Here is a 20,921-nt window from a genome sequence, read left to right on the forward strand (position 1 = left end):
GTGCCCTCAGCAACCTCGAACCCCTGGACCGACCTGACGACCCAGCTCCACCGCGCCGGCTACTACCCGGAGCTCGTCGCGGACGTCCTCGACCTCGCGGTCGCGGGGGAGGAGATCGTCTCGCACCTCGTGCTCCCGGAGACGACGTTCGACGCGTCGGAGGTACGGCGTCACCTCACCGTGCTCGTCCTGACCCCCACGCGGCTCGTCACGGCGCACGTCGACGACCACCCGGCGGACAGCGAGAACCCATCCGCGTCCGCCGCCGCCACGACCGAGTCGGTGCCGCTGGCCGAGGTGCGGTCGGTCTCGCTCACGCACGTCGTGGCCGAGCCGCACGAGCACCGCGCGGGCACCGCGCCGCTCGAGGTGACGCTCGCCCTCGGCTGGGGCGCGGTCTCGCGCGTCGACCTCGAACCGGCCGGGTGCGCGGACCCGAACTGTGACGCCGACCACGGGCTCACAGGGCAGATCACGCCGGACGACGTCGTCGTCCGGGTGAGCGCAGAGGCGGAGGGCCGCGACGCCGTGCGCGCCGCGGTCGACTTCGCGCGCGCCCTCTCGCGCGCCACCGCGAGGCACAGCGCCCGGTGAGCGAGGCACGCACGGACGAGGCCCCTGCCACCCCCGCGCTCCCCGCGGGCCTGCTCGCGCCCGACCTCGGGCTCGGCGGCCTCGCCGCCGTGCTCCCCGGGGCGGCGGGCGCGCTCGGCGCCCGGTTCACGACCGCCACGGGCATCGGCAGCGAGGAAGCGCGCGCGGCGCTCGACCTGCCGCGCGCCGAGCGCGTGTGCGTCGTCCTCGTCGACGGGCTGGGGCACGTCAACCTGGCCGAGCGCGCCGGGCACGCGCCGTTCCTGCGCTCGCTCCTGCCCGACGCGCGGGCTCTCACCTCGACCTTCCCCAGCACGACGGCCGCCGCGATCGGCGCGTTCGGCACCGGCACCGCCCCCGGGCGCACGGGCATGCTCGGGTACACGCAGCGCAACCCCGCGACGGGCGGGCTCGCCAACATGGTGTCGTGGGACGGCGCCCCGCCACCCGCGGAGCTCCAGCGCGAGGCGCCCGTGCTCGAGCGGCTCGCCGGAGCGGGCGTCGCGGTGACCTCGACGGGCCCGGCGCGGTTCGCCGGGTCCGGCATGACGGTCGCGGCCCTGCGCGGCGGGTCGTACGCCGCCGCCGAAGGCCTCGGGGCGCGCGTCGACGCCGCCGTGCGGACCCTCAAGCGGCCGGGCCTCGTCTACCTGTACTGGGGCGAGGTGGACAAGGCGGGTCACCATCACGGCAGCACGTCCTGGCAGTGGGGCGACGAGCTCGAGGCGCTCGACCGCGAGCTCGCCCGGCTCGCCCGGTCGGTCCCGCGGGGCACCCTCGTGCTCGTCACCGCCGACCACGGGATGGTCGACGTCGACCCGGGTCTGCGCCGCGACGTCGCCACCGACCCGGTGCTCGCACGGGGCATCGCGCTCGTCGGCGGCGAGCCGCGCGCGGTGCACGTCTACACGGAGCCGGGGGAGACGACCGCCGTCGCGGCCCGCTGGCGCGACGTCCTGGGCGACGACGCGCTCGTCCTCGAGCGCGAGGACGTGCTCGCCCGCGGCCTCCTCGGGCCCGACCCGCGGCCGGAGGCGGTCGCGGCGGCGGGCGACGTGATCGTCGCGCTGCGCGGCCGCGCCACCGTCGTCGACTCGCGCACCCAGACGCCCGCGTCCCTCGCGCTCGTCGGCGTGCACGGCTCGCTCACGGAGCGCGAGATGCGCGTCCCGCTGCTCGTCGCCGGTACCTGACCACCCGCGACGCCCGGCGCCACGACGCGGCCCGCCCGCGACCCCGCACCGACCGACCGCGCACCGACCGACCGCGCACCGACCGCGCACCGACCTCGCGAAGGAACGCCGATGGCCGAGCTCGTCTTCTTCTCCGGGACCATGGACTGCGGCAAGTCCACCCTCGCCCTGCAGCTCGACCACAACCACGCCGCTCGTGGCCGCCGGGGGCTCATCTTCTCCCGCAACGACCGGGCCGGGTCCGACCGGCTCTCGTCGCGGCTCGGGCTCGAGGTCGTCGCGCGCGAGGTGGGGGACGACACGGACTTCTGGTCGCTCGTCACGGCCGAGCCGGACCCGGTGGACTACCTGGTCTGCGACGAGGCGCAGTTCTACTCCCCGGCGCAGGTCGAGCAGCTCGCACGGCTCGTCGACGAGACCGAGATCGACGTCTTCGCGTTCGGCATCACGGCCGACTTCCGCACCCGGCTCTTCCCCGGCTCGGCCCGGCTGATCGAGCTCGCCGACCGGGTCGAGGTGCTGCAGGTCGAGTCGCTGTGCTGGTGCGGCCGGCGCGCGACGCACAACGCCCGCACCGTCGACGGCAGCATGGTCGTCGAGGGCGACCAGGTCGTCGTCGGGGACGTCGGCGCAGGCTCGGGGGAGGTCGGGTACGAGGTGCTCTGCCGTCGCCACCACATGCGCCGCATGACCACGGCCGTCGCGCGCCGCCAGGCCGCGGCCGACGGGCTGCCGTTCGACCTGCCGCACTGAGCCGGCGCGCCGGGACGGTGCGTCAGGACGGTGCGCCCGGTCGGCGCCCTCGGTTCGGCGCGCGGCGCCTACTCCGGGCGAGCCCCGAACACGATCTCGTCCCAGCTCGGGACCTTCGCGCGCGAGCGGTTCTTGCCCTTGCGGGGCTCGCGCGCGGCCTGGGGCGGCGCCGCGCGCGGCGGCTCGTCCGCGTCCGCGGAGCCGGTGCCGTCCGAGCGTTCCTCGCGCGGCGGACGGCCGGCCGGGCCGTCCTCGGAGCCTGGGTCGTCCGGGGCGTCGTCGGGCGTCGGGTCCGGGAGACGCACCGCGTCGAGCGGACGGACGGTCGGGAGGTGGACGACGGTCGCCCCCGCGGGCGCGATCGTGTCGTCCGGGGAGCCCTGCGACTCGTCCTCGTGCCTGGCCCCCACCTGCGGGCCGAACCCCTCGAACGGCTCCTGCCCCTCGACCTCGACGGGACCCGCAGGGGCCTTGCGCGGGCGCACGCCACGGCGCTGGCTCAGGTCGTCGAGGAGCTCGGCCGTCCCGTCGTCGGGCGGGGTCGGGGGAGCGGCACGGAGCGCCCGGCCCCGCCCCGTCGCGTCGACGTCGAACACCGCGACGGCGCCGGGCGTCGGGTCGCGCGGGGCGTCGGTCCCCGAGAGCCAGCGGGCCTCGTCGTCGAGCGCCTGGAGCGCCCGCGTCACCGCGTCGTACTCCCAGCGGGCCGTCCGGCTGCCCGTCCCGACCTCGAACGCCGCCGTCACGACCCACGACGCCCCGGGCTGGCGAGCGGCGCTCCACTCCACGGCGTCGGGCTCGACGTCGCGCGCGGCGAGCCGCTGCGCGACGAGCTCCCCGACGGTCGGCGAGTCCTCTTCGTGCCCCTGACGGGAGGCGCGGACCCGGTCGACGACGTACTCCTGCTCGGCGACGACCGGGCCCGCGAAGCGGCGCACGTGCTCGACCCCGAGGCCGGCGGCCTCGGCGACCGCCTCCACGGACTCCCCGGCGCGCAACCGGGCCTGGATCTCGCGCGGGGCGAGGTTGCGCTCGCCCTCCGCGCGCAGGTGCTCCAGGTGCGGGCGGTCGCGGCGCACGGCCGCGCGCAGCGCCTCGGTGATCGGCAGCGTGAACTGCGTGCCGCCCGTCGCGCGCAGGACGAGGTGCTCCCCGTCCTCGTGCAGTCTCACCAGCTCCAGCTCGTCCATGGACCCTCCCGTGTCGCCGCGCCCGGTGGCGCTCGCGGTGCCGCTCCCGGAGCCGCCCGGTCGCCCGATGCCGCTCCGGTCGCCGGTGCCGTGCCGCGAGCCCGTCTCCCGGGCCGGCGGACCGCGACGACCGCGTCACCGCTCCCTCGAGGGTGCCATCGTCCCACCCGCGAGCCGCGCAGCACGCGCGGTGTGCCGCGGACTCGGCGCGCGCTCGTCCGCGCCCCGGGTGCGGGCGGCTGGGATGATGCCGGGTGTGATCCTCGACCTCGTGCCCGGCGACGCCCTCGAGCTCGGCGGCGTCTTCTTCGCGGCGCTCTCGGGCGGGCTCGCCGCCGTGCGCAAGCGGTTCGACCTCGTGGGCGTCCTGGTCCTCGCCTGGGTCGCCGGCCTCGGCGGCGGTCTGCTGCGCGACGTCCTCATCGGCGCGATCCCCCCGGTCGGGATCTCCGACTGGCGGCTCGTCGCGGTCGCGGTGCTCGCGGGCGTCGTGACCTTCTTCTGGCACCCGCGCCTCGAGCGGCTCCGGCGGGGCATCATCGTGCTCGACGCGGGCGCGCTCGCGCTCTTCGTGCTCTCCGGCACGATGAAGGGCCTCGACTACGGGGTGGGCCCGCTCGCGGCGATCTTCGTGGGCGTCATCACGGGCGTCGGCGGCGGGATCCTGCGCGACCTGCTGACCAACGAGGCGCCGCTCCTGTTCCAGGACAAGCAGCTCTACGCGATCCCGGCGCTCGCGGGCGCCGCGCTCACCGCCGGGCTCGCGGAGGCAGGCGCGCTCGGGCTGCTGTCCCAGGCCGCGGTCCTCGCGCTCGTGTTCGGCTTCCGTCTCCTCTCCCTCCGCCTCGGCTGGTCCGCCCCCGGCCCGTGGGAGGGTCGCACCGCACGCCGCGGGTCGGGCAGGATGTGATCCGTGCGCCTCTTCATCGACGACCCCCGACAGCCCGACGACGTGACCGTGGCCGACCTGCGTGACCTCGCCGAGCGCCTCGCGCGCGAGGCCGGCGACCTGGTCCGCTCCGGCCGCCCCGACCGCGTCGAGGTGGCCGCCACGAAGTCGACGGCCACGGACGTCGTGACGCGCATGGACGCCGACTCCGAGGCGCTCCTGCGACGCGGCATCGCGGCGGCCCGCCCGGACGACGCGATCCTCGGCGAGGAGGAGGGCGCGTCGGCGGGCACGTCCGGCATCACGTGGGTGATCGACCCCGTCGACGGCACGGTCAACTACCTCTACGGGATCGCGTCGTACGCGGTGTCCGTCGCCGCCGTGGTGGGCCCGCCGGACCCGCTCGAGTGGACCGTCCTCGCCGGCGCGGTGCACTCCGTCGTCGACGGCCGCACCTGGACCGCGGGCCTCGGGGCCGGGGCGACGGTGGACGGCCGTCCGGTCCGCGTGAACGCCGAGACCGACCTGGGGCAGTGCCTCGTGGGCACGGGCTTCGGGTACGACGCGGAGCGGCGCCGCGCGCAGGCGCGCGTGCTGGTCGACGTGCTGCCCCAGGTCCGGGACATCCGTCGCCTCGGCTCCGCGGCGATCGACCTGTGCCTCGTCGCCTCGGGCGAGCTCGACCTCTACTACGAGCGTGGCCTCAACCCGTGGGACATGGCCGCGGGCGCGCTCGTCGCGCACGAGGCGGGTGCGCGCGTGACGGGTCTGCGCGGCCGCGCCGCGGACCGCGAGATGACCGTCGCGGGGCCGCCCGAGGCGGTCGCACGGCTCGTCCGGATCCTCGAGGACGCGGACGCCGACACCGGCGCCTGATCGCGCCCGACGGGGCTGGGAGCGTTCCCGCGTCCCCGGGCCGGACGACCCCGTGTTCGCCCGTGACGAACGACACCGGGCGGGCGGGGCGCCACAGGGTGCATCCCTCCCGGAAATGGTGCAGAATCCGGTGGCCCGCCGGGAACAATTCCGGTGCGCCGTGCATTGACCAGCGTGCAACGCCTCGACGACCTCGGGGCACGACACGTCACGGGGTGCCCCCCGCGCCCCGCACCTGTGCCGCCCGGCACGACCGGCCATCGCCGGTGGTCCCGGACGGGCACTGTCGCGATCGACGAATACTCCGGAGAGTGACCCCACAGATGGCAACAGACTACGACGCCCCCCGCAAGAGTGAAGAGGAGCTCAGCGAGGACTCGCTCCAGGAGCTCCAGGCTCGTCGCTCCGACAAGAGCTCGGGCGTCGTTGACGAGGACGAGACCGAGGCGGCGGAAGGTTTCGAGCTGCCCGGTGCCGACCTGTCCGGCGAGGAGCTCTCCGTCCGGGTCCTGCCTCGTCAGGCCGACGAGTTCACGTGCTCGAGCTGCTTCCTCGTGCACCACCGCAGCCAGCTCGCGTACGAGAAGAACGGGCAGCAGATCTGCTCGGAGTGCGCCGCCTGACCTGCACGACGCCCGAAGGCCGCCGCCCCCTCCCCGGGGCGGCGGCCTTCGCCGTTCCTGGTGGCGCGTCGCGCCGCACCCGTCAGGACGCGCGTGCGGCCCGGACCGCGTCCGCGAGGCGCTGCGGGTGGCGCGTGGAGACGAGCCAGTACGGCGTCGGGTCCTGCGGGTCGTCGAGCACCACGTGCACGCCGGTGCGGGCCCACGCGCGCAGGCACACGTAGGCACGGGCGTCGAGCCGCGGGCCGAGCTGGACGCGCATCGCCTCCGCGTCGAGGGTCGTGACCTGACCGAGCAGCGACGCCGGGACGTGCGCGCGGCCGGCGCGGAGCTCGCCGTCCGCCACGGCGACGACCGGGGAGCTCCACCAGAGACCGACGACGCCCGCCACCGCGGCGAGCGCGCCCACGCCGAGCGCGATGGCGTGGCTCGCGGGCCACAGCGCGATCCCGAGCACCAGGGCGAAGCCGAGGGCCGCGGCCCAGCCGCCGACGCCCGGGACGAGCCGCTCGCGGTACGGCGTCATGCCCTCCGCGCGGGGTGCCCCGGCGGTGCCCGGGGTCGAGGAGGGCGTGCTGCGGTCGGCGGGGTCCGTCATGGGTCCATCATCCCAGCAGTCGGGGCGTCGCCCGACGTGCTCGCCCGGCCCGCCCCGGACCATTAGGCTCTGCCGGGTGCCGAACCACCACCAGCCCGAGACCGGGGACGTCGACGTCCTCATCACGCTCCTCGACGACGTCCCGGTGCCGTCCTACGCCCACCCGGGCGACGCCGGCGCCGACCTCGTGACGACCGTCGACGTCGAGCTGGCACCGGGGGAGCGCGTCGTCGTCCCGACGGGCGTCTCGATCGCGCTGCCCGACGGCTACGCCGCGTTCGTGCACCCGCGCTCCGGCCTCGCCGCGAAGCACGGCCTGACGGTCGTCAACGCGCCGGGCACCGTCGACGCGGGCTACCGCGGCGAGATCAAGGTGACGCTGCTCAACACCGACGCGCGGGAGGCCGTCGTCCTGCGCCGCGGCGACCGCGTCGCGCAGCTCGTCGTGCAGAAGGTCGAGCGCGCGCGGTTCGTGCAGGCCGAGCGGCTGCCCGGGTCGCACCGGGGCGAGGGCGGCTTCGGGTCGAGCGGCGGGTGGGGCGCCGCGACCTGACAGGTCGCGGACGGGCGCCGGCGCAGGAGCCGCACGCCCGTCGTCGCACAGCGAACGTCGCACCACGACCGTCGCTGCGCGGGCTAGTGTGGAAGCAGCGCGGGGCGAGCGCCCCGCGAGGAGTCCCGGCCGAGGGCCGGGCAGGTGAAGGAGTTCCTCCGTGGGTCTGTTCCGTCGCTCCAGGTCGTCCGAGCCGACCGAGTCGCCCGAGCCGTCGGCGCCGTCGGGCACGACGTCCGAGCAGGTCGACGACGGCGCTCCCGTCGTCGAGGCGACCGACGCGAAGCCCGCCCGCGGCCCCTACGACTCCTCCCAGGTGCCCGAGCGCGGGCCCCGCCTCGACCTGGGCGCCGTGTGGCTGCCCGGCGTGCCCGGCATGGAGCTGCGCATGGAGGTCGACAAGAAGACCCAGCGCATCACCGGCGTCGCGTGCGCCGTCGCGGGCTCCGGGCTGCAGGTGCAGGCCTTCGCCGCGCCGCGCACGGACGGCATCTGGGACGAGATCCGCGGCGAGATCGCCGCGTCGGTGACCAAGCAGGGCGGCACGGTCGACGACCTCCCCGGCCCGTTCGGCCGCGAGCTGCTCGCCCGCATCCCCGCGCAGACGCCGGACGGGCGCCCGGGCGTGCGCCCCGCCCGGTTCGTCGGGTTCGACGGCCCGCGCTGGTTCCTCCGCGGCGTCCTCACGGGCAAGGCGGCGGTCGACCCCGCCGAGGCCCGGCTGCTCGAGTCCGTGTTCGCCAACATCGTCGTCGTGCGCGACCAGAGCCCGCGCCCGCCGCGCGACCTCCTCGCCCTGCACCTGCCGGGCAAGGGGCCGGCAGCGGCGGCACCGGCGCCCGCCGGTGCGGCGGAGACGCCCTCGTTCGACCCGCTGACGCGTGGGCCGGAGATCACGGAGATCCGCTGACATGGCCCCCACCCTGCGGGACGCCTGGCGCACCGCCCTCGCCTCCCAGGAGGAGCTCGCCGCCGACGAGGAGCGCTCCGAGGCCGCACGGCAGAAGGGCTGCCGCGCCGTGTCCGAGCTGCCCAACCGCCGCCGGGCCAAGATCTCCGGCGTCCTGCGGTCGGTCGTGCTGCGTCCCCGCGAGGGCGTCCCGACGGTGGAGGTGGAGCTGTTCGACGGCTCCGGCGTCGTGGACCTCGTGTGGCTGGGCCGTCGTCGCATCGCCGGGATCGAGCCCGGTCGTCGTGCCCTCGTCGAGGGCCTGGTGTGCGACGTCGACGGGCGCCGCACCATCTTCAACCCGCGCTACGAGCTCCTCGCCAAGCCGGGGGAGTGACCTCGCGCCCGCCGACGCGCGGCGGTGCCGTACGATCCTGCGGACCCGCAGCGGCCGACCCGGGCCGCGCGCCCGGACCGTGACCGACCGACCCCGAGCCACCGAGGACGCCACGAGATGACGAGCAGCAGCGACGCGACCGGCGGCCCCGCGGACGGCCGGCCCGGCCCCGGGCACGCGCCGGAGGGGCTCGCGCACGACGCCGAGGTCGCGGAGACCGTCGTCGACGACGTCGCCGCGCCCGAGGACGGCCGCGCCCGCGGGGTCCGCGCGCTCGCCGGGCAGGACTTCTCCGTGGCCGACGCCATCGGGGGCGTGCGCGGGCTCGTCGAGTCGGTCGCCCCGGGTCTCGTCTTCGTCGTCGTCTACGTCGCCACGACGAACCTGCAGTGGGCGCTCGTGACCTCGGTCGCGGCGGCCCTGGTCGCCGTCGCGGCGCGACTGGTCCAGCGCACCCCCGTCACGCAGGCGTTCGGCGGCCTCCTGGGCGTCGGCATCGGCGTGATCTGGGCGTGGCGCTCGGGCGAGGCGCAGGACTACTTCGCGTGGGGCCTGTGGACGAACGCCGCGTACCTCGTCGCGCTCCTCGTCTCCGTCCTGGCCCGCTGGCCGCTCGTCGGGCTCGTGGTCGAGGGCTTCCGCAGCGGCTTCGGCGCGGGCGGCGCATCGGGGTCGGCCGGAGCGACCGCGGAGGGGTCGCCCGACGCGGTCGACGCCCCGGACGTCTCGGCCGAGCAGCCCGTCGTGGCCGCGGCGCAGGCCGGCGCACCTGCCGACGCGCGCGCCGGCGAGCCCGGCGCGTTCGCCCGCTGGGCCCGCACCTGGCGGTCCGACCGGGCGCTGATGCGCCGGTACACTGCCGCGACGTGGCTCTGGATCGGCCTGTTCGCCGCCCGGCTCGCGGTCCAGGTCCCGCTCTACCTCGACGGCGACGTCGGCTGGCTCGGCACGGCGCGCCTCGTCATGGGCATCCCGCTGTGGGCCCTCGTCCTGTGGCTCACGTGGATCCTGGTGCGCCGGCCGCACGGCGCGCCAGCCTCGCAGCCGTCGGCGTAGGCCCGCCGACCGCGGGGGCGTGCCCCGTCAGAGGACGGTGTCGTCGGCCTCGGGCGCCTCGACGGGCGTGTCCGGCGAGGTCGGCTCGACCTCGCCCTGGCCGGCGAGGAGCCGGCCGAGGGCACCCTCGTCCGCCTCGTCGCCCGTGACGAGCAGGAGCTCGTCCCCGGCCTCGAGCGTGTCGTCCTGGCTGGGCGCGATCGGTCGCGTGCCGCGGACGATCGCCGCGAGCACCGTGTCCGCGGGCCAGCTCACCTCGCCGACCCGGTGGCCGACGAGCGGCGAGGTCGGCGGCAGCGTGACCTCGAGGATGTCCGCGCCGGACTGGTGGAACGTGAAGATGCGGACGAGGTCGCCGACGGCGACGGCCTCCTCGACCATCGCGGTCATGATGCGGGGCGTCGAGACGGCGACGTCCACGCCCCACGACTCGTCGAACATCCACTCGTTCTTCGGGTTGTTCACGCGCGCGACCGTGCGGGGCACCCCGAACTCGGTCTTGGCGAGGAGCGACACGACGAGGTTCACCTTGTCGTCGCCCGTGGCCGCCACGATGACGTCGCACTCCTCGACCTTGGCCTCGGCGAGCGTCGAGAGCTCGCACGCGTCGGCGAGCAGCCAGTCCGCCTCCGCCACCTGCGCGACCCGCATGGCCGCCGGCTGCTTGTCGATGAGCATGACCTCGTGGTCGTGGCTCAGGAGCTCCCGGGCGATCGAGCGGCCGACCGAGCCCGCCCCGGCGATGACGACGCGCATCACTCGGCCTCGACCTTCGGTGCGTGGGTGAGCTTGCGTTCGACGACGGCGGCCTGCTCGTCGTCCATGAGCACGTGCAGCACGTCGTTCTCCTGCAGGACGGTGCGGTCCGTGACGAGGACCCCGTCGCCGAAGCGGCTGACGAACGCGACGCGCGCGCCGGTGGCGTCCTCGATGGCGCGGACGGTGCGCCCGACCCAGTCGGGGTGGAAGTCGACCTGCGCGAGCCGCACGTGCCCGGACGGGTCGCGGTACTCGTCGGTCGCGCCGAACGGGAGCATGCGGCGCAGCACCTGGTCCGCGGTCCACCGCACGGTCGCGACCGTGGGGATCCCGAGGCGCTGGTAGATCTCCGCGCGCTGGGGGTCGTAGATGCGGGCCACGACCTTCTCGACGCCGAACGTCTCCCGCACGACGCGCGCGGAGAGGATGTTCGAGTTGTCGCCGTCGGAGACCGCGGCGAACGCGTAGGCCTCCTCGATGCCGGCCTGCACGAGCGTGTCGCGGTCGAACCCGACCCCGGTCACCTTCTTGCCCGTGAACTCGGCCGGGAGGCGCCGGAACGCGTCGGGGTTCTGGTCGACGACGGCGACGGAGTGGCCGCTCGACTCGAGAGACTGGGCGAGCGTCGCGCCGACGCGGCCGCAGCCCATGATGACGAAGTGCACGCACCGAACGCTACCGCTCGCGGGGCCGCCGGGCGCGCACCAGCGCGACCGGGCGCCGTCGGGCATAGCATGAGGCCTCGTGTCGGAGATCGCTGATGCCGCGAAGCGGCTGCTGCTCGGGCGGCCGGTCCGCAGCGAGCACCTGGGGCACACGCTGCTCCCCAAGCGTGTGGCCCTGCCCGTGTTCGCGTCCGACGCCCTGTCGTCGGTCGCGTACGCCCCGGACGAGATCCTCCTGACGCTCGCCATCGCGGGCCTCAGCGCGACGATGATCTCGCCGTGGGTGGGCCTCGCGGTCGTGGTCGTGCTGCTGACGGTCGTCGCGTCGTACCGCCAGAACGTGCGCGCCTACCCGTCGGGCGGCGGCGACTACGAGGTCGCCACGGTCAACCTGGGCCCGTCGGCGGGCGTCGGTGTCGCGTCGGCGCTCATGGTCGACTACGTGCTCACGGTCGCGGTCTCGATCTCGTCGGGTGCGCAGTACGCGGCCAGCGCGATCCCCGCGCTGCGCGACCACGAGGCCGCGTTCGCGATCGGGCTCGTCGTCGTCCTCACGCTCGTCAACCTGCGCGGGGTCAAGGAGTCGGGGACGTTCTTCGCCATCCCCGTCTACCTCTTCATGCTGGCCATCGGCACGACGGCGGTCGTCGGGTTCTTCCAGTACGTCACGGGCAACCTCGGCCCGGCGGAGAGCGCGGAGTTCGAGCTCACGGCGGAGAGCGGGTTCGACCAGGGCCTCATCGGCATCGCGGGCGCGTTCCTCGTGGCGCGCGCGTTCGCGTCCGGGTGCGCCGCCCTCACGGGCGTCGAGGCCATCAGCAACGGCGTCCCCGCGTTCCGCAAGCCCAAGTCGCGCAACGCCGCCACGACGCTCGCCCTGCTGGGCGGCATCTCGGCCGTGATGATGCTGTCGATCCTCTTCCTCGCGCGCGCGACCGGCGTGCACTACGCCGAGGACCCGCACACCCAGCTCTCCCTGAACGGGGAGCCCCTCCCCGCGGACTACGTGCAGCACCCGGTGATCGGGCAGCTCGCCGAGACCGTGTTCAGCGGGGCCCCCGTGCTCTTCTACGTGGTGTCCGCGGTGACGGGGCTCATCCTCGTGCTCGCGGCGAACACCGCGTTCAACGGCTTCCCGGTGCTCGGCTCGATCCTCGCGAAGGACGGCTACCTGCCACGCCAGCTCCACACGCGCGGCGACCGGCTCGCGTTCTCGAACGGCATCATCACGCTGGCCGTCGCGGCGATCGTGCTCATCTGGGCGTTCGACGCGCAGGTCACGCGCCTCATCCAACTCTACATCGTGGGCGTCTTCGTGTCGTTCACGCTGTCCCAGCTCGGGATGGTGCGGCACTGGACGCGCGCGCTGCGGACCGAGCACCAGCCCCGCGAGCGGGCGCGCATGCGCCGCTCGCGCGTGGTCAACACGGTCGGCCTGGCCATGACCGGGACCGTGCTCGTCATCGTCCTCGTCACGAAGTTCACGCACGGCGCCTGGATCGCGATCCTCGCGATGGCGCTCGTCTTCGTGCTCATGAAGTCGATCCGCAAGCACTACGACCGGGTGCGCGACGAGCTCGCGCTCGGCGACGAGGCCGCCGCGGCCCGCGCGCTGCCCAGCCGGGTGCACGCCATCGTCCTCGTGTCCAAGATCCACCGGCCGACGATGCGGGCGCTCGCGTACGCGCGCGCGTCGCGCCCGTCCGTCCTGGAGGCGGTCACCGTCGGCGTGGACTCCGAGGACGTCGAGGACCTCATGCGGCAGTGGGAGACGCTCGACCTCCCCGTCCCGCTGCGCGTCCTGGACTCGCCCTTCCGCGAGATCACACGCCCCGTGCTGTCGTACGTGCGCTCGGTCCGTCGCGAGTCGCCGCGCGACCTCGTGGTCGTCTACATCCCCGAGTACGTCGTGGGGCACTGGTGGGAGCAGCTCCTGCACAACCAGAGCGCGCTGCGCCTCAAGGGTCGTCTGCTCTTCACGCCGGGCGTCGTCGTGGCGTCGGTACCGTGGCAGCTCTCCTCGACCGCGGGCCAGACCGGCCTCGAGGGCGAGGGCTTCCGCCAGCGCTTCACGGGCTACTGATCCGGGACCGGTTGTGGGCGTGGAATGGGCCCGGTTCTTCGACGAGGACCGGGCCCATTTCACGCCCACAACCGGTGTGGCGGCGCGAGTCCGGGATACTGGGGGCATGCCGTCCTCCTCGCGCGGTCCCGCCGTGCCCTCCGACCGATCGTCCGACCCCTTCGCGGACCGTCGTGCCGCGCGCGGCGGACGCCGCACGACCCGTCGGCAGGGCGGTCGAGCGACGCGGCAGTCGGCCCGCGTCGACCCTCGACCTGAGGTCGAGGTCGAGCTCGAGGTCGGCCCGGTCGCGCACGGCGGCCACTGCGTCGCGCGGTACGACGGCCGCGTCGTCTTCGTCCGTCACACGCTGCCCGGGGAGCGGGTGCGCGCCCGGGTCACGGAGGGCGGGGACGCCGCGAAGTTCTGGCGCGCCGACGCCGTCGAGATCCTCGAGGCGTCGCCCGACCGCGTCCCCTCGGTGTGGCCGGAGGCCGGTCCCGGGGGCGTCGGCGGCGGCGAGCTGGCGCACGTCGCGCTCGACGCGCAGCGCCGCTGGAAGCGGGACGTGCTGGCCGAGCAGCTCCGCCGGCTCGGGAAGGTCGACCTCGACGAGGTTGACCCTCAGGTAGAGGTCGAGGGTTTGCCGGGCGACGCCGAGCGCGGCGGCCTCGGCTACCGCACGCGCGTGGACCTCGTGGCCGACGGCACGGGCCGCGCGGGCATGCACCGCTTCCGGTCGCACGACGTCGTCGCGCTGAACGGCATGCCGCTCGCGACCGAGGACGTCGCGGAGCTCGCGGCGCGCGAGAAGGTCTTCACGCGCACCTGGCGTCCGGGCACGCGGATCGAGCTCGTCGCCCCCGTGGGCTCGGCGCCGGTCCTCCTCGTGGACGGCGAGCCGTGGCGGTCGGGCTCGCCCGACCAGCGCCCCAACGCGCGCCGCAGCGTGACCGAGCGCGTCGTGCTCGGCGACCGGGAGCACGAGTACCGGGTCGCGGCGGGCGGGTTCTGGCAGGTGCACCGCGAGGCGCCCGCCACGCTGGCGCGCGCGGTGCTCGACGGCGTGGGGGACGTCGACGGCGCGCGCGTGCTCGACCTCTACGCGGGTGCCGGGCTGTTCACCTCGCCCCTGGCAGCGGCCGTGGGGGCGACCGGCTCGGTGGTCGCCGTGGAGGGCGACGAGCGGGCCGTGCGCGACGCGCGCCGCAACGCGCACGGGCTCGACCGGGTGGAGCTGCACCACGGTCCCGTCGAGCAAATGCTCGCCGACGACCCCACCGGTGCGGACGTCGTCGTGCTCGACCCGCCGCGCGTCGGCGCCGGACGCGGCGTGGTCGAGGCGATCGCCTCCCGGCAGCCGTCCCGGGTCGTGTACGTCGCGTGCGACCCGGCCGCGCTCGCGCGCGACGTCGCCTACCTCGCCGGCCACGGCTACGGGCTCGCGTCCCTGCGCGCGTTCGACCTCTTCCCGCACACGCACCACCTCGAGGCCGTCGCGGTCCTCACGCGCTGACGTCGCCGGGCGCGCTCGGCCGTGCGCGAACCCGGGTGCGCCGGGGCGCGCGCCGGGAGGACGATGAGAAGACGGTCGGACGAGCGGGACGGTGAGGGACGTGACGAGCACCAGCACGACGAACGGGACCACCGCGAGCGGGACCACGGCGAGCGGGACGACGGCGGTGACGGCTCCGGCGGCGGACCAGGCGTTCCCCGTGCCCGACGACGTGCGCGACGTCGTCGGCGTCGGCGTCCTGCTGCCGAACGGACGGCTCGCCGGGCGGAGCTTCGCGTCGCGCGCCGAGGCGGAGGCGTGGGCGCGCCCCGACGAGGGGGAGCAGGTCGTCGAGCTCAACCTGCTGTGCGACTGCGACCTCTGAGCGGGTAGGACGGCCATATATCTTGACGTCAAGATATATGGGGTATGCTGGTCGCGGTGCAGGTCGCAGCGGGTCGTGGACGAGCCGCCGACCACCGCCAGAGCGGTCCTCCGGGCCCGGCTGAGCGGCGCGCCGGCCCGGCGTAGGCTGGGCGAAGCCCCCTGAACCATGGCATCCGTGCCACCGTCTCGCCACGAAGGAGCTACGAGTGAGCAGCGTCGACACGTTCGGGTCGAAGGGAACGCTGGAGGTCGGTGAGAACTCGTACGAGATCTTCCGCCTGTCCGCCGTCGAGGGTGTCGAGCGCCTCCCGTACAGCCTGAAGATCCTTGCCGAGAACCTCCTGCGCACGGAGGACGGCGCCAACATCACGGCCGACCACGTGCGCGCGCTCGCGTCCTGGGACCCGGACGCGCAGCCCGACACCGAGATCCAGTTCACGCCCGCGCGCGTGATCATGCAGGACTTCACGGGCGTGCCCTGCGTCGTCGACCTCGCGACCATGCGCGAGGCCGTCGCGGAGCTCGGCGGCGACCCGTCGCGCATCAACCCGCTCGCGCCGGCCGAGATGGTCATCGACCACTCCGTGCAGATCGACGTCGCGGGCCGCTCGGACGCGTTCGAGCGCAACGTCGAGTTCGAGTACCAGCGCAACCACGAGCGCTACCAGTTCCTGCGCTGGGGCCAGACGGCGTTCGACGACTTCAAGGTCGTCCCCCCGGGTACCGGCATCGTGCACCAGGTCAACATCGAGTTCCTGGCGCGCACGATCATGACGCGCGAGGTGGGTGGCACCCTGCGCGCGTACCCCGACACGTGCGTCGGCACCGACTCGCACACGACGATGGTCAACGGCCTCGGCGTGCTCGGCTGGGGCGTCGGCGGCATCGAGGCCGAGGCGGCCATGCTCGGCCAGCCCGTGTCGATGCTCATCCCGCGCGTCGTCGGCTTCAAGCTCAACGGCTCGATCCCCGCGGGCGTCACCGCGACCGACGTCGTGCTCACCATCACCCAGATGCTGCGCCAGCACGGCGTCGTCGGGAAGTTCGTCGAGTTCTACGGCGCCGGCGTGGCCCAGGTGCCGCTCGCGAACCGCGCCACGATCGGCAACATGAGCCCCGAGTTCGGCTCGACGGCCGCGATCTTCCCGATCGACGGCGTGACGATCGACTACCTGCGCCTCACGGGCCGCAGCGACGAGCAGCTCGCGCTCGTCGAGGCGTACGCCAAGGAGCAGGGCCTGTGGCTGGACCCCGCCTCCGACAGCTACGTCGAGCCGGTGTTCTCCGAGTACCTCGAGCTCGACCTCTCGACGGTCGTGCCGTCGATCGCCGGGCCGAAGCGCCCGCAGGACCGCATCGAGCTGTCGAACGCGAAGTCGGCGTTCGAGCGCGACCTGCCCACCTACGCGCCCGAGGTCCGCGACCTCGTCGACGAGGCGGAGAAGGAGTCGTTCCCGGCGTCCGACTCGCCCGCGATCACGCCCAACGGCCGCAAGACCGTGAGCGTGACGGACTCGGACGGCAGGTCGTTCGAGCTGTTCCACGGCGCCGTCGCGATCGCGTCGATCACGAGCTGCACCAACACGTCCAACCCGTCGGTCATGCTCGCCGCCGCGCTCCTCGCGAAGAAGGCGGTCGAGAAGGGCCTCGAGGCCAAGCCGTGGGTCAAGACCTCGATGGCCCCGGGCTCGCAGGTCGTGACGAACTACTACGAGAAGGCCGGCCTGTGGCCGTACCTCGAGAAGCTCGGCTTCCACCTCGTGGGCTACGGCTGCGCGACGTGCATCGGCAACTCGGGCCCGCTCGACGAGAAGATCTCCGAGGCGGTCAACGAGCACGACCTCGCCGTGGTGTCGGTCCTCTCGGGCAACCGCAACTTCGAGGGCCGCATCAACCCCGACGTGAAGATGAACTACCTCGCGTCGCCGCCGCTGGTCATCGCGTACGCCCTCGCGGGCACGATGGAGTTCGACTTCGACCACGACCCGCTGGGCCGTGACGAGGCGGGCCACCCGATCTTCCTGCGGGACATCTGGCCCACGCCGGACGAGGTCCAGGCGACGATCGACGCGTCGATCGACCGCGACATGTTCACCAAGGACTACGCGGACGTCTTCACCGGCGACGACCGGTGGCGCGCGCTCGAGACGCCCGAGGGCGACACGTTCGCGTGGGACACCGAGTCGACCTACGTGCGCAAGCCCCCGTACTTCGACGGCATGGGCATGGAGCCGTCCCCTGTCGCGGACATCTCCGGTGCGCGCGTGCTCGCCAAGCTGGGTGACTCTGTCACGACCGACCACATCAGCCCCGCGGGCGCCATCAAGGTGGACTCGCCGGCCGGGAAGTACCTCGCCGAGCACGGCGTCGCGCGTCGCGACTTCAACTCCTACGGCTCGCGCCGCGGGAACCACGAGGTCATGATCCGCGGCACGTTCGCGAACATCCGCCTGCGCAACCAGCTCCTCGACAACGTCGAGGGCGGCTACACCTTCAACTTCGTCAAGGGCGCGCAGGACACGATCTACGACGCCGCGCAGGACTACGCCGCGCAGGGCACGCCGCTCGTCATCCTGGGCGGCAAGGAGTACGGCTCCGGCTCGTCGCGCGACTGGGCGGCCAAGGGCACGGCGCTCCTGGGCGTCAAGGCCGTCATCACCGAGAGCTTCGAGCGCATCCACCGCTCGAACCTCATCGGCATGGGCGTCCTGCCGCTGCAGTTCCCGGCGGGCGAGGACGCGGGGTCGCTCGGCCTCGACGGCACCGAGACGTTCGACATCGCCGGCATCACGGCGCTGAACGACGGCTCCACGCCCTCGACCGTGAAGGTCACCGCGACCAAGGCCGACGGTACGACGGTCGAGTTCGACGCCGTCGTGCGCATCGACACCCCCGGCGAGGCGGACTACTACCGCAACGGCGGCATCCTGCAGTACGTGCTGCGCTCCCTGGTGGCGTGAGCCACCGCTAGCGCTACGGGCTTGCCCGACGGCGCACGCGCACCCCGGCGGGGCGCCCACCTCTCGAGGTGGGCGCCCCGCCGTCGTCCCCGGCGAGAGCGACGGCGGCGAGCTCGGCACGTCCTGCTGAGATCGGCGGTCGTGGCTGCCGAACCTGCGCGGGCGTGCCGATCTCGCGCGCCGCCGCCGTGCCGCGAGAGACTGGGGCATGGCGAGCGAGAACACGACCCGGCCCACCGGCGCGGACGTCGAGACGTTCCTCGCGGCGGTGGAGCACCCCGTCCGGCGCCGCGACGCGTACCGGCTCGTCGAGCTGATGGGACGGGTCACGGGGGAGCCCGCGCGGATGTGGGGCTCGTCGATCGTCGGGTTCGGCACCTACCACTACCGCTACGCCGGCGGTCGCGAGGGCGACATGGCGGCGGCAGGATTCTCGCCGCGCAAGGCCGCGACGACCGTGTACCTCATGGACGGCGTCGACGCCCACGCCGCGCTGCTGGACCGTCTGGGACCCCACTCGGTCGGCAAGGGCTGCGTCTACGTCAAGGACCTCGACGCCGTCGACCTCGACGTGCTCGAGGAGATCGTGCGCCGCTCCTCCACGACGCTCACGGACGACCCCGAGTTCGGCCGGCGGCTCTCCGGGCCGTCGGCACAGGAGCCCGGCTAGCTGACCGCGACCGGGTCGACCGGTCAGAGCGGGGCGTCGAGCGTGCGGGTCCGGTCCCAGGGCTCGGTCCAGCCGAGCCGGTCGAACAGCGCGTCGAGGATGCCGCCCGTGAACCCCCAGACGAGGTGCTCGCGCCCGTCCGCCTCGACGAGGAACCCGGGGCTCTTGTGCACGCGGCGGTCGCGCCGGACGGTCACGGTGCGACGGCGGGCGGGGTCGAGCAGGTTCGCGACCGGGACGCGGAAGACGTGCGCGGACTCCGCGGCGTCGACGGCGCGCACGGGTGTCGGGTGCGACCACCACCCGAGCACCGGGGTGACGACGTGGTTGCTCACGGGCACGGGGAGCTCGCCGAGCGTGCCGAGCACGTCGACGCCCGAGCGGTCGAGACCCGTCTCCTCCACGGCCTCGCGCAGCGCGGCGTCGACCGGCCCGTCGTCCCCCGGGTCGATCCGGCCGCCGGGGAAGGCCACCTGGCCGGGGTGGTGGCCGAGCGTCGCGGCGCGGGCGAGCAGGAGCACGTCCAGGTCACGCGGAACGGTGCGGGCCCGGTGCTCGGACGGCACGGCGTCGAGGGCGCCGAACAGCAGGAGCACGGCGGCGGGCCGGGCACGCTCGTCGAGCGAGCCGATCGCGAGCCGCCATGGCGACGGCCAGGCCCCGCCGTCCACGGCGAGCGCGGCGAGCTGGTCGCGCGCGAGTGCCTCGGCACCGGCGGACGCCCGGGGATCGGTAGGGGCCGTCACGGCAGGATCCCGCCCGGCCTCGCGGCTCGTCACCAGCTCACCGGGAGCGGGCGGCCCTCCTCGTAGCCCGCGGCGGACTGGATCCCGACGACGGCGCGGTCGGCGAACTCCGCGAGGCTCGACGCGCCCGCGTAGGTCGCGGAGCTGCGCAGCCCCGACGTGATCTGGTCGAGGAGGTCCTCAACGCCCGGGCGCTGCGGGTCGAGGAACATGCGCCCCGAGCTGATGCCCTCCTCGTAGAGCCCCTTGCGCGCGCGGTCGAACGGCGAGCCGCCCGCGGTGCGCGCGGCCACGGCCCGCGCCGAGGCCATGCCGAAGCTCTCCTTGTAGAGCCGGCCGGTGCCGTCGTCGTGCAGGTCGCCGGGCGACTCGTACGTGCCCGCGAACCACGAGCCGATCATCACCTGCGAGGCGCCCGCGGCGAGCGCGAGGGCGACGTCGCGGGGGTGGCGCACGCCGCCGTCGGCCCAGACGTGCTTGCCGAGCTCGCGCGCCGCGGCGGCGCACTCGAGGACGGCGGAGAACTGCGGTCGCCCGACGGCCGTCATCATGCGGGTCGTGCACATCGCGCCCGGGCCGACGCCCACCTTGACGATGTCCGCGCCCGCGGCGACGAGGTCGCGCACGCCGTCGGCCGTGACGACGTTGCCCGCGACCACGGGGACGTCCGGACCGACCGAGCGGACGGCGTCGAGCGCCTGGAGCATCTTGGCCTGGTGGCCGTGCGCCGTGTCGACGACGAGCACGTCGACGCCCGCCGCCAGGAGCTCCTTGGCCTTGGCCGCGACGTCGCCGTTGATCCCGACCGCGGCGCCGACCCGCAGGCGGCCCGCCGCGTCGAGCGCGGGCGCGTAGACGGACGAGCGCAGCGCGCCCTTGCGCGTGAGGACGCCGACGAGGGCCCCGTCGCGCGTCACGGGCGCGACCTTGAGGCGCGCGGTGTGGAGCTGGTCGTAGGCCGCCTCGAGCCCGGCGCGGCCGCCGTCGAGGACGGACGCGTCGAGGACCAGGGGGTCGGTCGTCATGACCTGGTGGACCTGGGTGAAGCGGTCGACGTCGGCGCAGTCGGCCTCCGTGACCACGCCCACGGGCCGGCCGTCGTCCACGACGACCGCCGCACCGTGCGAGCGCTTGCCGATGAGGGTGAGCGCCGTGTGGACGGTGTCGTGCGGGCCGACCACCACGGGCGTCTCGATGACGGGGTCCTTGGACTTCACGTCGGCGACCACGTCGGCGACGACGTCGGTCGGCACGTCCTGCGGGATGATCGCGACGCCGCCGCGGCGCGAGACCGTCTCCGCCATGCGGCGGCCCGCGACGGCGGTCATGTTCGCGACGACGACGGGGATCGTGGTCCCCGTCCCGTCCGCGGAGGAGAGGTCGACGTCGAAGCGCGAGGCGACCTCGGACCGCGACGGGACGAGGAAGACGTCGCCGTACGTGAGGTCGGTCGCGGGGGACTGGCCGGGCAGGAAGCGCATACCCCCCATCCTACGAGGTCGCGGCCCCCCGATGTCCGCAGGGCGGAAGTGACATTCCATGCGCGCTTGGTCTTTGCATCGCGCA

Annotated in this window: 21 protein-coding genes; 15 read left to right on the forward strand and 6 right to left on the reverse strand. The window is 74.5% G+C overall.

The window, feature by feature from the left end; translation table 11 throughout:
• From ACZ402_RS19125 to ACZ402_RS19135, 3 genes are all read left to right on the forward strand, one after another.
• Window positions 1-594: a DUF5998 family protein gene (locus ACZ402_RS19125; protein WP_375807624.1), complete on the forward strand. Its 594-nt coding sequence runs from the start codon at window positions 1-3 to the stop codon at window positions 592-594.
• Entirely contained in the window at window positions 591-1,787 is a 1,197-nt protein-coding gene (locus ACZ402_RS19130; RefSeq protein WP_375825712.1) for an alkaline phosphatase family protein, read from the forward strand. Before ACZ402_RS19125 ends, ACZ402_RS19130 begins: the two co-directional genes overlap by 4 nt.
• 111 nt (window positions 1,788-1,898) lie before the next feature.
• Window positions 1,899-2,540, forward strand: a complete 642-nt coding sequence (locus tag ACZ402_RS19135; RefSeq protein WP_375825711.1) for a thymidine kinase — start codon at window positions 1,899-1,901, stop codon at window positions 2,538-2,540.
• Between the two features lie 68 nt (window positions 2,541-2,608).
• Here the strand turns inward: ACZ402_RS19135 and sepH are convergent, their stop codons facing one another.
• Complete coding sequence (gene sepH, locus ACZ402_RS19140) at window positions 2,609-3,730, reverse strand: septation protein SepH (protein ID WP_375825709.1); 1,122 nt, start codon at window positions 3,728-3,730, stop codon at window positions 2,609-2,611.
• Window positions 3,731-3,986: 256 nt separating this feature from the next.
• Between sepH and ACZ402_RS19145 the strand changes: the two genes are divergently transcribed.
• The 3 genes from ACZ402_RS19145 (at window position 3,987) to ACZ402_RS19155 (ending at window position 6,118) form a co-directional block, all read left to right on the forward strand.
• Window positions 3,987-4,640 carry a trimeric intracellular cation channel family protein gene (locus tag ACZ402_RS19145; RefSeq protein WP_465272303.1) on the forward strand — a complete coding sequence of 218 codons (654 nt, stop codon included), beginning with the start codon at window positions 3,987-3,989 and terminating at the stop codon, window positions 4,638-4,640.
• A 3-nt stretch (window positions 4,641-4,643) separates the two neighbouring features.
• Window positions 4,644-5,495 (forward strand): inositol monophosphatase family protein, encoded by an 852-nt coding sequence (locus ACZ402_RS19150; protein WP_375825707.1) that lies wholly within the window; start codon window positions 4,644-4,646, stop codon window positions 5,493-5,495.
• Window positions 5,496-5,818: 323 nt separating this feature from the next.
• Window positions 5,819-6,118: a DUF4193 domain-containing protein gene (locus ACZ402_RS19155; RefSeq protein ID WP_047234722.1), complete on the forward strand. Its 300-nt coding sequence runs from the start codon at window positions 5,819-5,821 to the stop codon at window positions 6,116-6,118.
• A gap of 82 nt (window positions 6,119-6,200) precedes the next feature.
• Here the strand turns inward: ACZ402_RS19155 and ACZ402_RS19160 are convergent, their stop codons facing one another.
• Entirely contained in the window at window positions 6,201-6,716 is a 516-nt protein-coding gene (locus ACZ402_RS19160) for a DUF3093 domain-containing protein (protein ID WP_375825706.1), read from the reverse strand.
• A gap of 76 nt (window positions 6,717-6,792) precedes the next feature.
• Between ACZ402_RS19160 and dut the strand changes: the two genes are divergently transcribed.
• The 4 genes from dut (at window position 6,793) to ACZ402_RS19180 (ending at window position 9,611) form a co-directional block, all read left to right on the forward strand.
• On the forward strand, window positions 6,793-7,269 hold the full coding sequence (gene dut / locus ACZ402_RS19165) for a dUTP diphosphatase (RefSeq protein WP_375825705.1): 477 nt from the start codon (window positions 6,793-6,795) through the stop codon (window positions 7,267-7,269).
• 160 nt (window positions 7,270-7,429) lie between these two features.
• Window positions 7,430-8,179 carry a DUF3710 domain-containing protein gene (locus tag ACZ402_RS19170; protein WP_375825704.1) on the forward strand — a complete coding sequence of 250 codons (750 nt, stop codon included), beginning with the start codon at window positions 7,430-7,432 and terminating at the stop codon, window positions 8,177-8,179.
• A gap of 1 nt (window position 8,180) precedes the next feature.
• A complete protein-coding gene (locus tag ACZ402_RS19175) occupies window positions 8,181-8,555 on the forward strand; it encodes an OB-fold nucleic acid binding domain-containing protein (protein WP_087471902.1) in 375 nt (124 codons plus the stop codon).
• A 117-nt stretch (window positions 8,556-8,672) separates the two neighbouring features.
• Window positions 8,673-9,611, forward strand: a complete 939-nt coding sequence (locus ACZ402_RS19180) for a DUF3159 domain-containing protein (RefSeq protein WP_375825703.1) — start codon at window positions 8,673-8,675, stop codon at window positions 9,609-9,611.
• A 27-nt stretch (window positions 9,612-9,638) separates the two neighbouring features.
• Here the strand turns inward: ACZ402_RS19180 and ACZ402_RS19185 are convergent, their stop codons facing one another.
• Both ACZ402_RS19185 and ACZ402_RS19190 read right to left on the reverse strand, forming a co-directional pair.
• Window positions 9,639-10,367, reverse strand: coding sequence for a potassium channel family protein (locus ACZ402_RS19185; protein WP_375825702.1), 729 nt, complete (start codon window positions 10,365-10,367; stop codon window positions 9,639-9,641).
• Window positions 10,367-11,020, reverse strand: coding sequence for a potassium channel family protein (locus ACZ402_RS19190; protein ID WP_375825728.1), 654 nt, complete (start codon window positions 11,018-11,020; stop codon window positions 10,367-10,369). The genes ACZ402_RS19185 and ACZ402_RS19190 overlap by 1 nt, the downstream gene beginning before the upstream one ends.
• 94 nt (window positions 11,021-11,114) lie before the next feature.
• Here ACZ402_RS19190 and ACZ402_RS19195 point away from each other — a divergent pair, with 94 nt between their 5' ends.
• From ACZ402_RS19195 to ACZ402_RS19215, 5 genes are all read left to right on the forward strand, one after another.
• Window positions 11,115-13,118 carry an APC family permease gene (locus tag ACZ402_RS19195; protein WP_375825701.1) on the forward strand — a complete coding sequence of 668 codons (2,004 nt, stop codon included), beginning with the start codon at window positions 11,115-11,117 and terminating at the stop codon, window positions 13,116-13,118.
• Window positions 13,119-13,224: 106 nt separating this feature from the next.
• On the forward strand, window positions 13,225-14,613 hold the full coding sequence (locus tag ACZ402_RS19200; protein ID WP_375825700.1) for a class I SAM-dependent RNA methyltransferase: 1,389 nt from the start codon (window positions 13,225-13,227) through the stop codon (window positions 14,611-14,613).
• 100 nt (window positions 14,614-14,713) lie between these two features.
• Complete coding sequence (locus ACZ402_RS19205; RefSeq protein WP_375825699.1) at window positions 14,714-14,977, forward strand: hypothetical protein; 264 nt, start codon at window positions 14,714-14,716, stop codon at window positions 14,975-14,977.
• 208 nt (window positions 14,978-15,185) lie between these two features.
• Window positions 15,186-17,939, forward strand: coding sequence for an aconitate hydratase AcnA (gene acnA, locus ACZ402_RS19210; RefSeq protein ID WP_375825697.1), 2,754 nt, complete (start codon window positions 15,186-15,188; stop codon window positions 17,937-17,939).
• A gap of 208 nt (window positions 17,940-18,147) precedes the next feature.
• On the forward strand, window positions 18,148-18,609 hold the full coding sequence (locus tag ACZ402_RS19215; RefSeq protein ID WP_375825696.1) for a DUF1801 domain-containing protein: 462 nt from the start codon (window positions 18,148-18,150) through the stop codon (window positions 18,607-18,609).
• A gap of 23 nt (window positions 18,610-18,632) precedes the next feature.
• Here the strand turns inward: ACZ402_RS19215 and ACZ402_RS19220 are convergent, their stop codons facing one another.
• Window positions 18,633-19,355 carry an NUDIX hydrolase gene (locus tag ACZ402_RS19220; protein ID WP_375825695.1) on the reverse strand — a complete coding sequence of 241 codons (723 nt, stop codon included), beginning with the start codon at window positions 19,353-19,355 and terminating at the stop codon, window positions 18,633-18,635.
• 29 nt (window positions 19,356-19,384) lie between these two features.
• Window positions 19,385-20,836, reverse strand: coding sequence for a GMP reductase (gene guaB1 / locus ACZ402_RS19225; RefSeq protein WP_375825694.1), 1,452 nt, complete (start codon window positions 20,834-20,836; stop codon window positions 19,385-19,387).
• Window positions 20,837-20,921 lie beyond the last annotated feature (85 nt).

Source organism: Cellulosimicrobium sp. NPDC030954, from assembly GCF_055571305.1.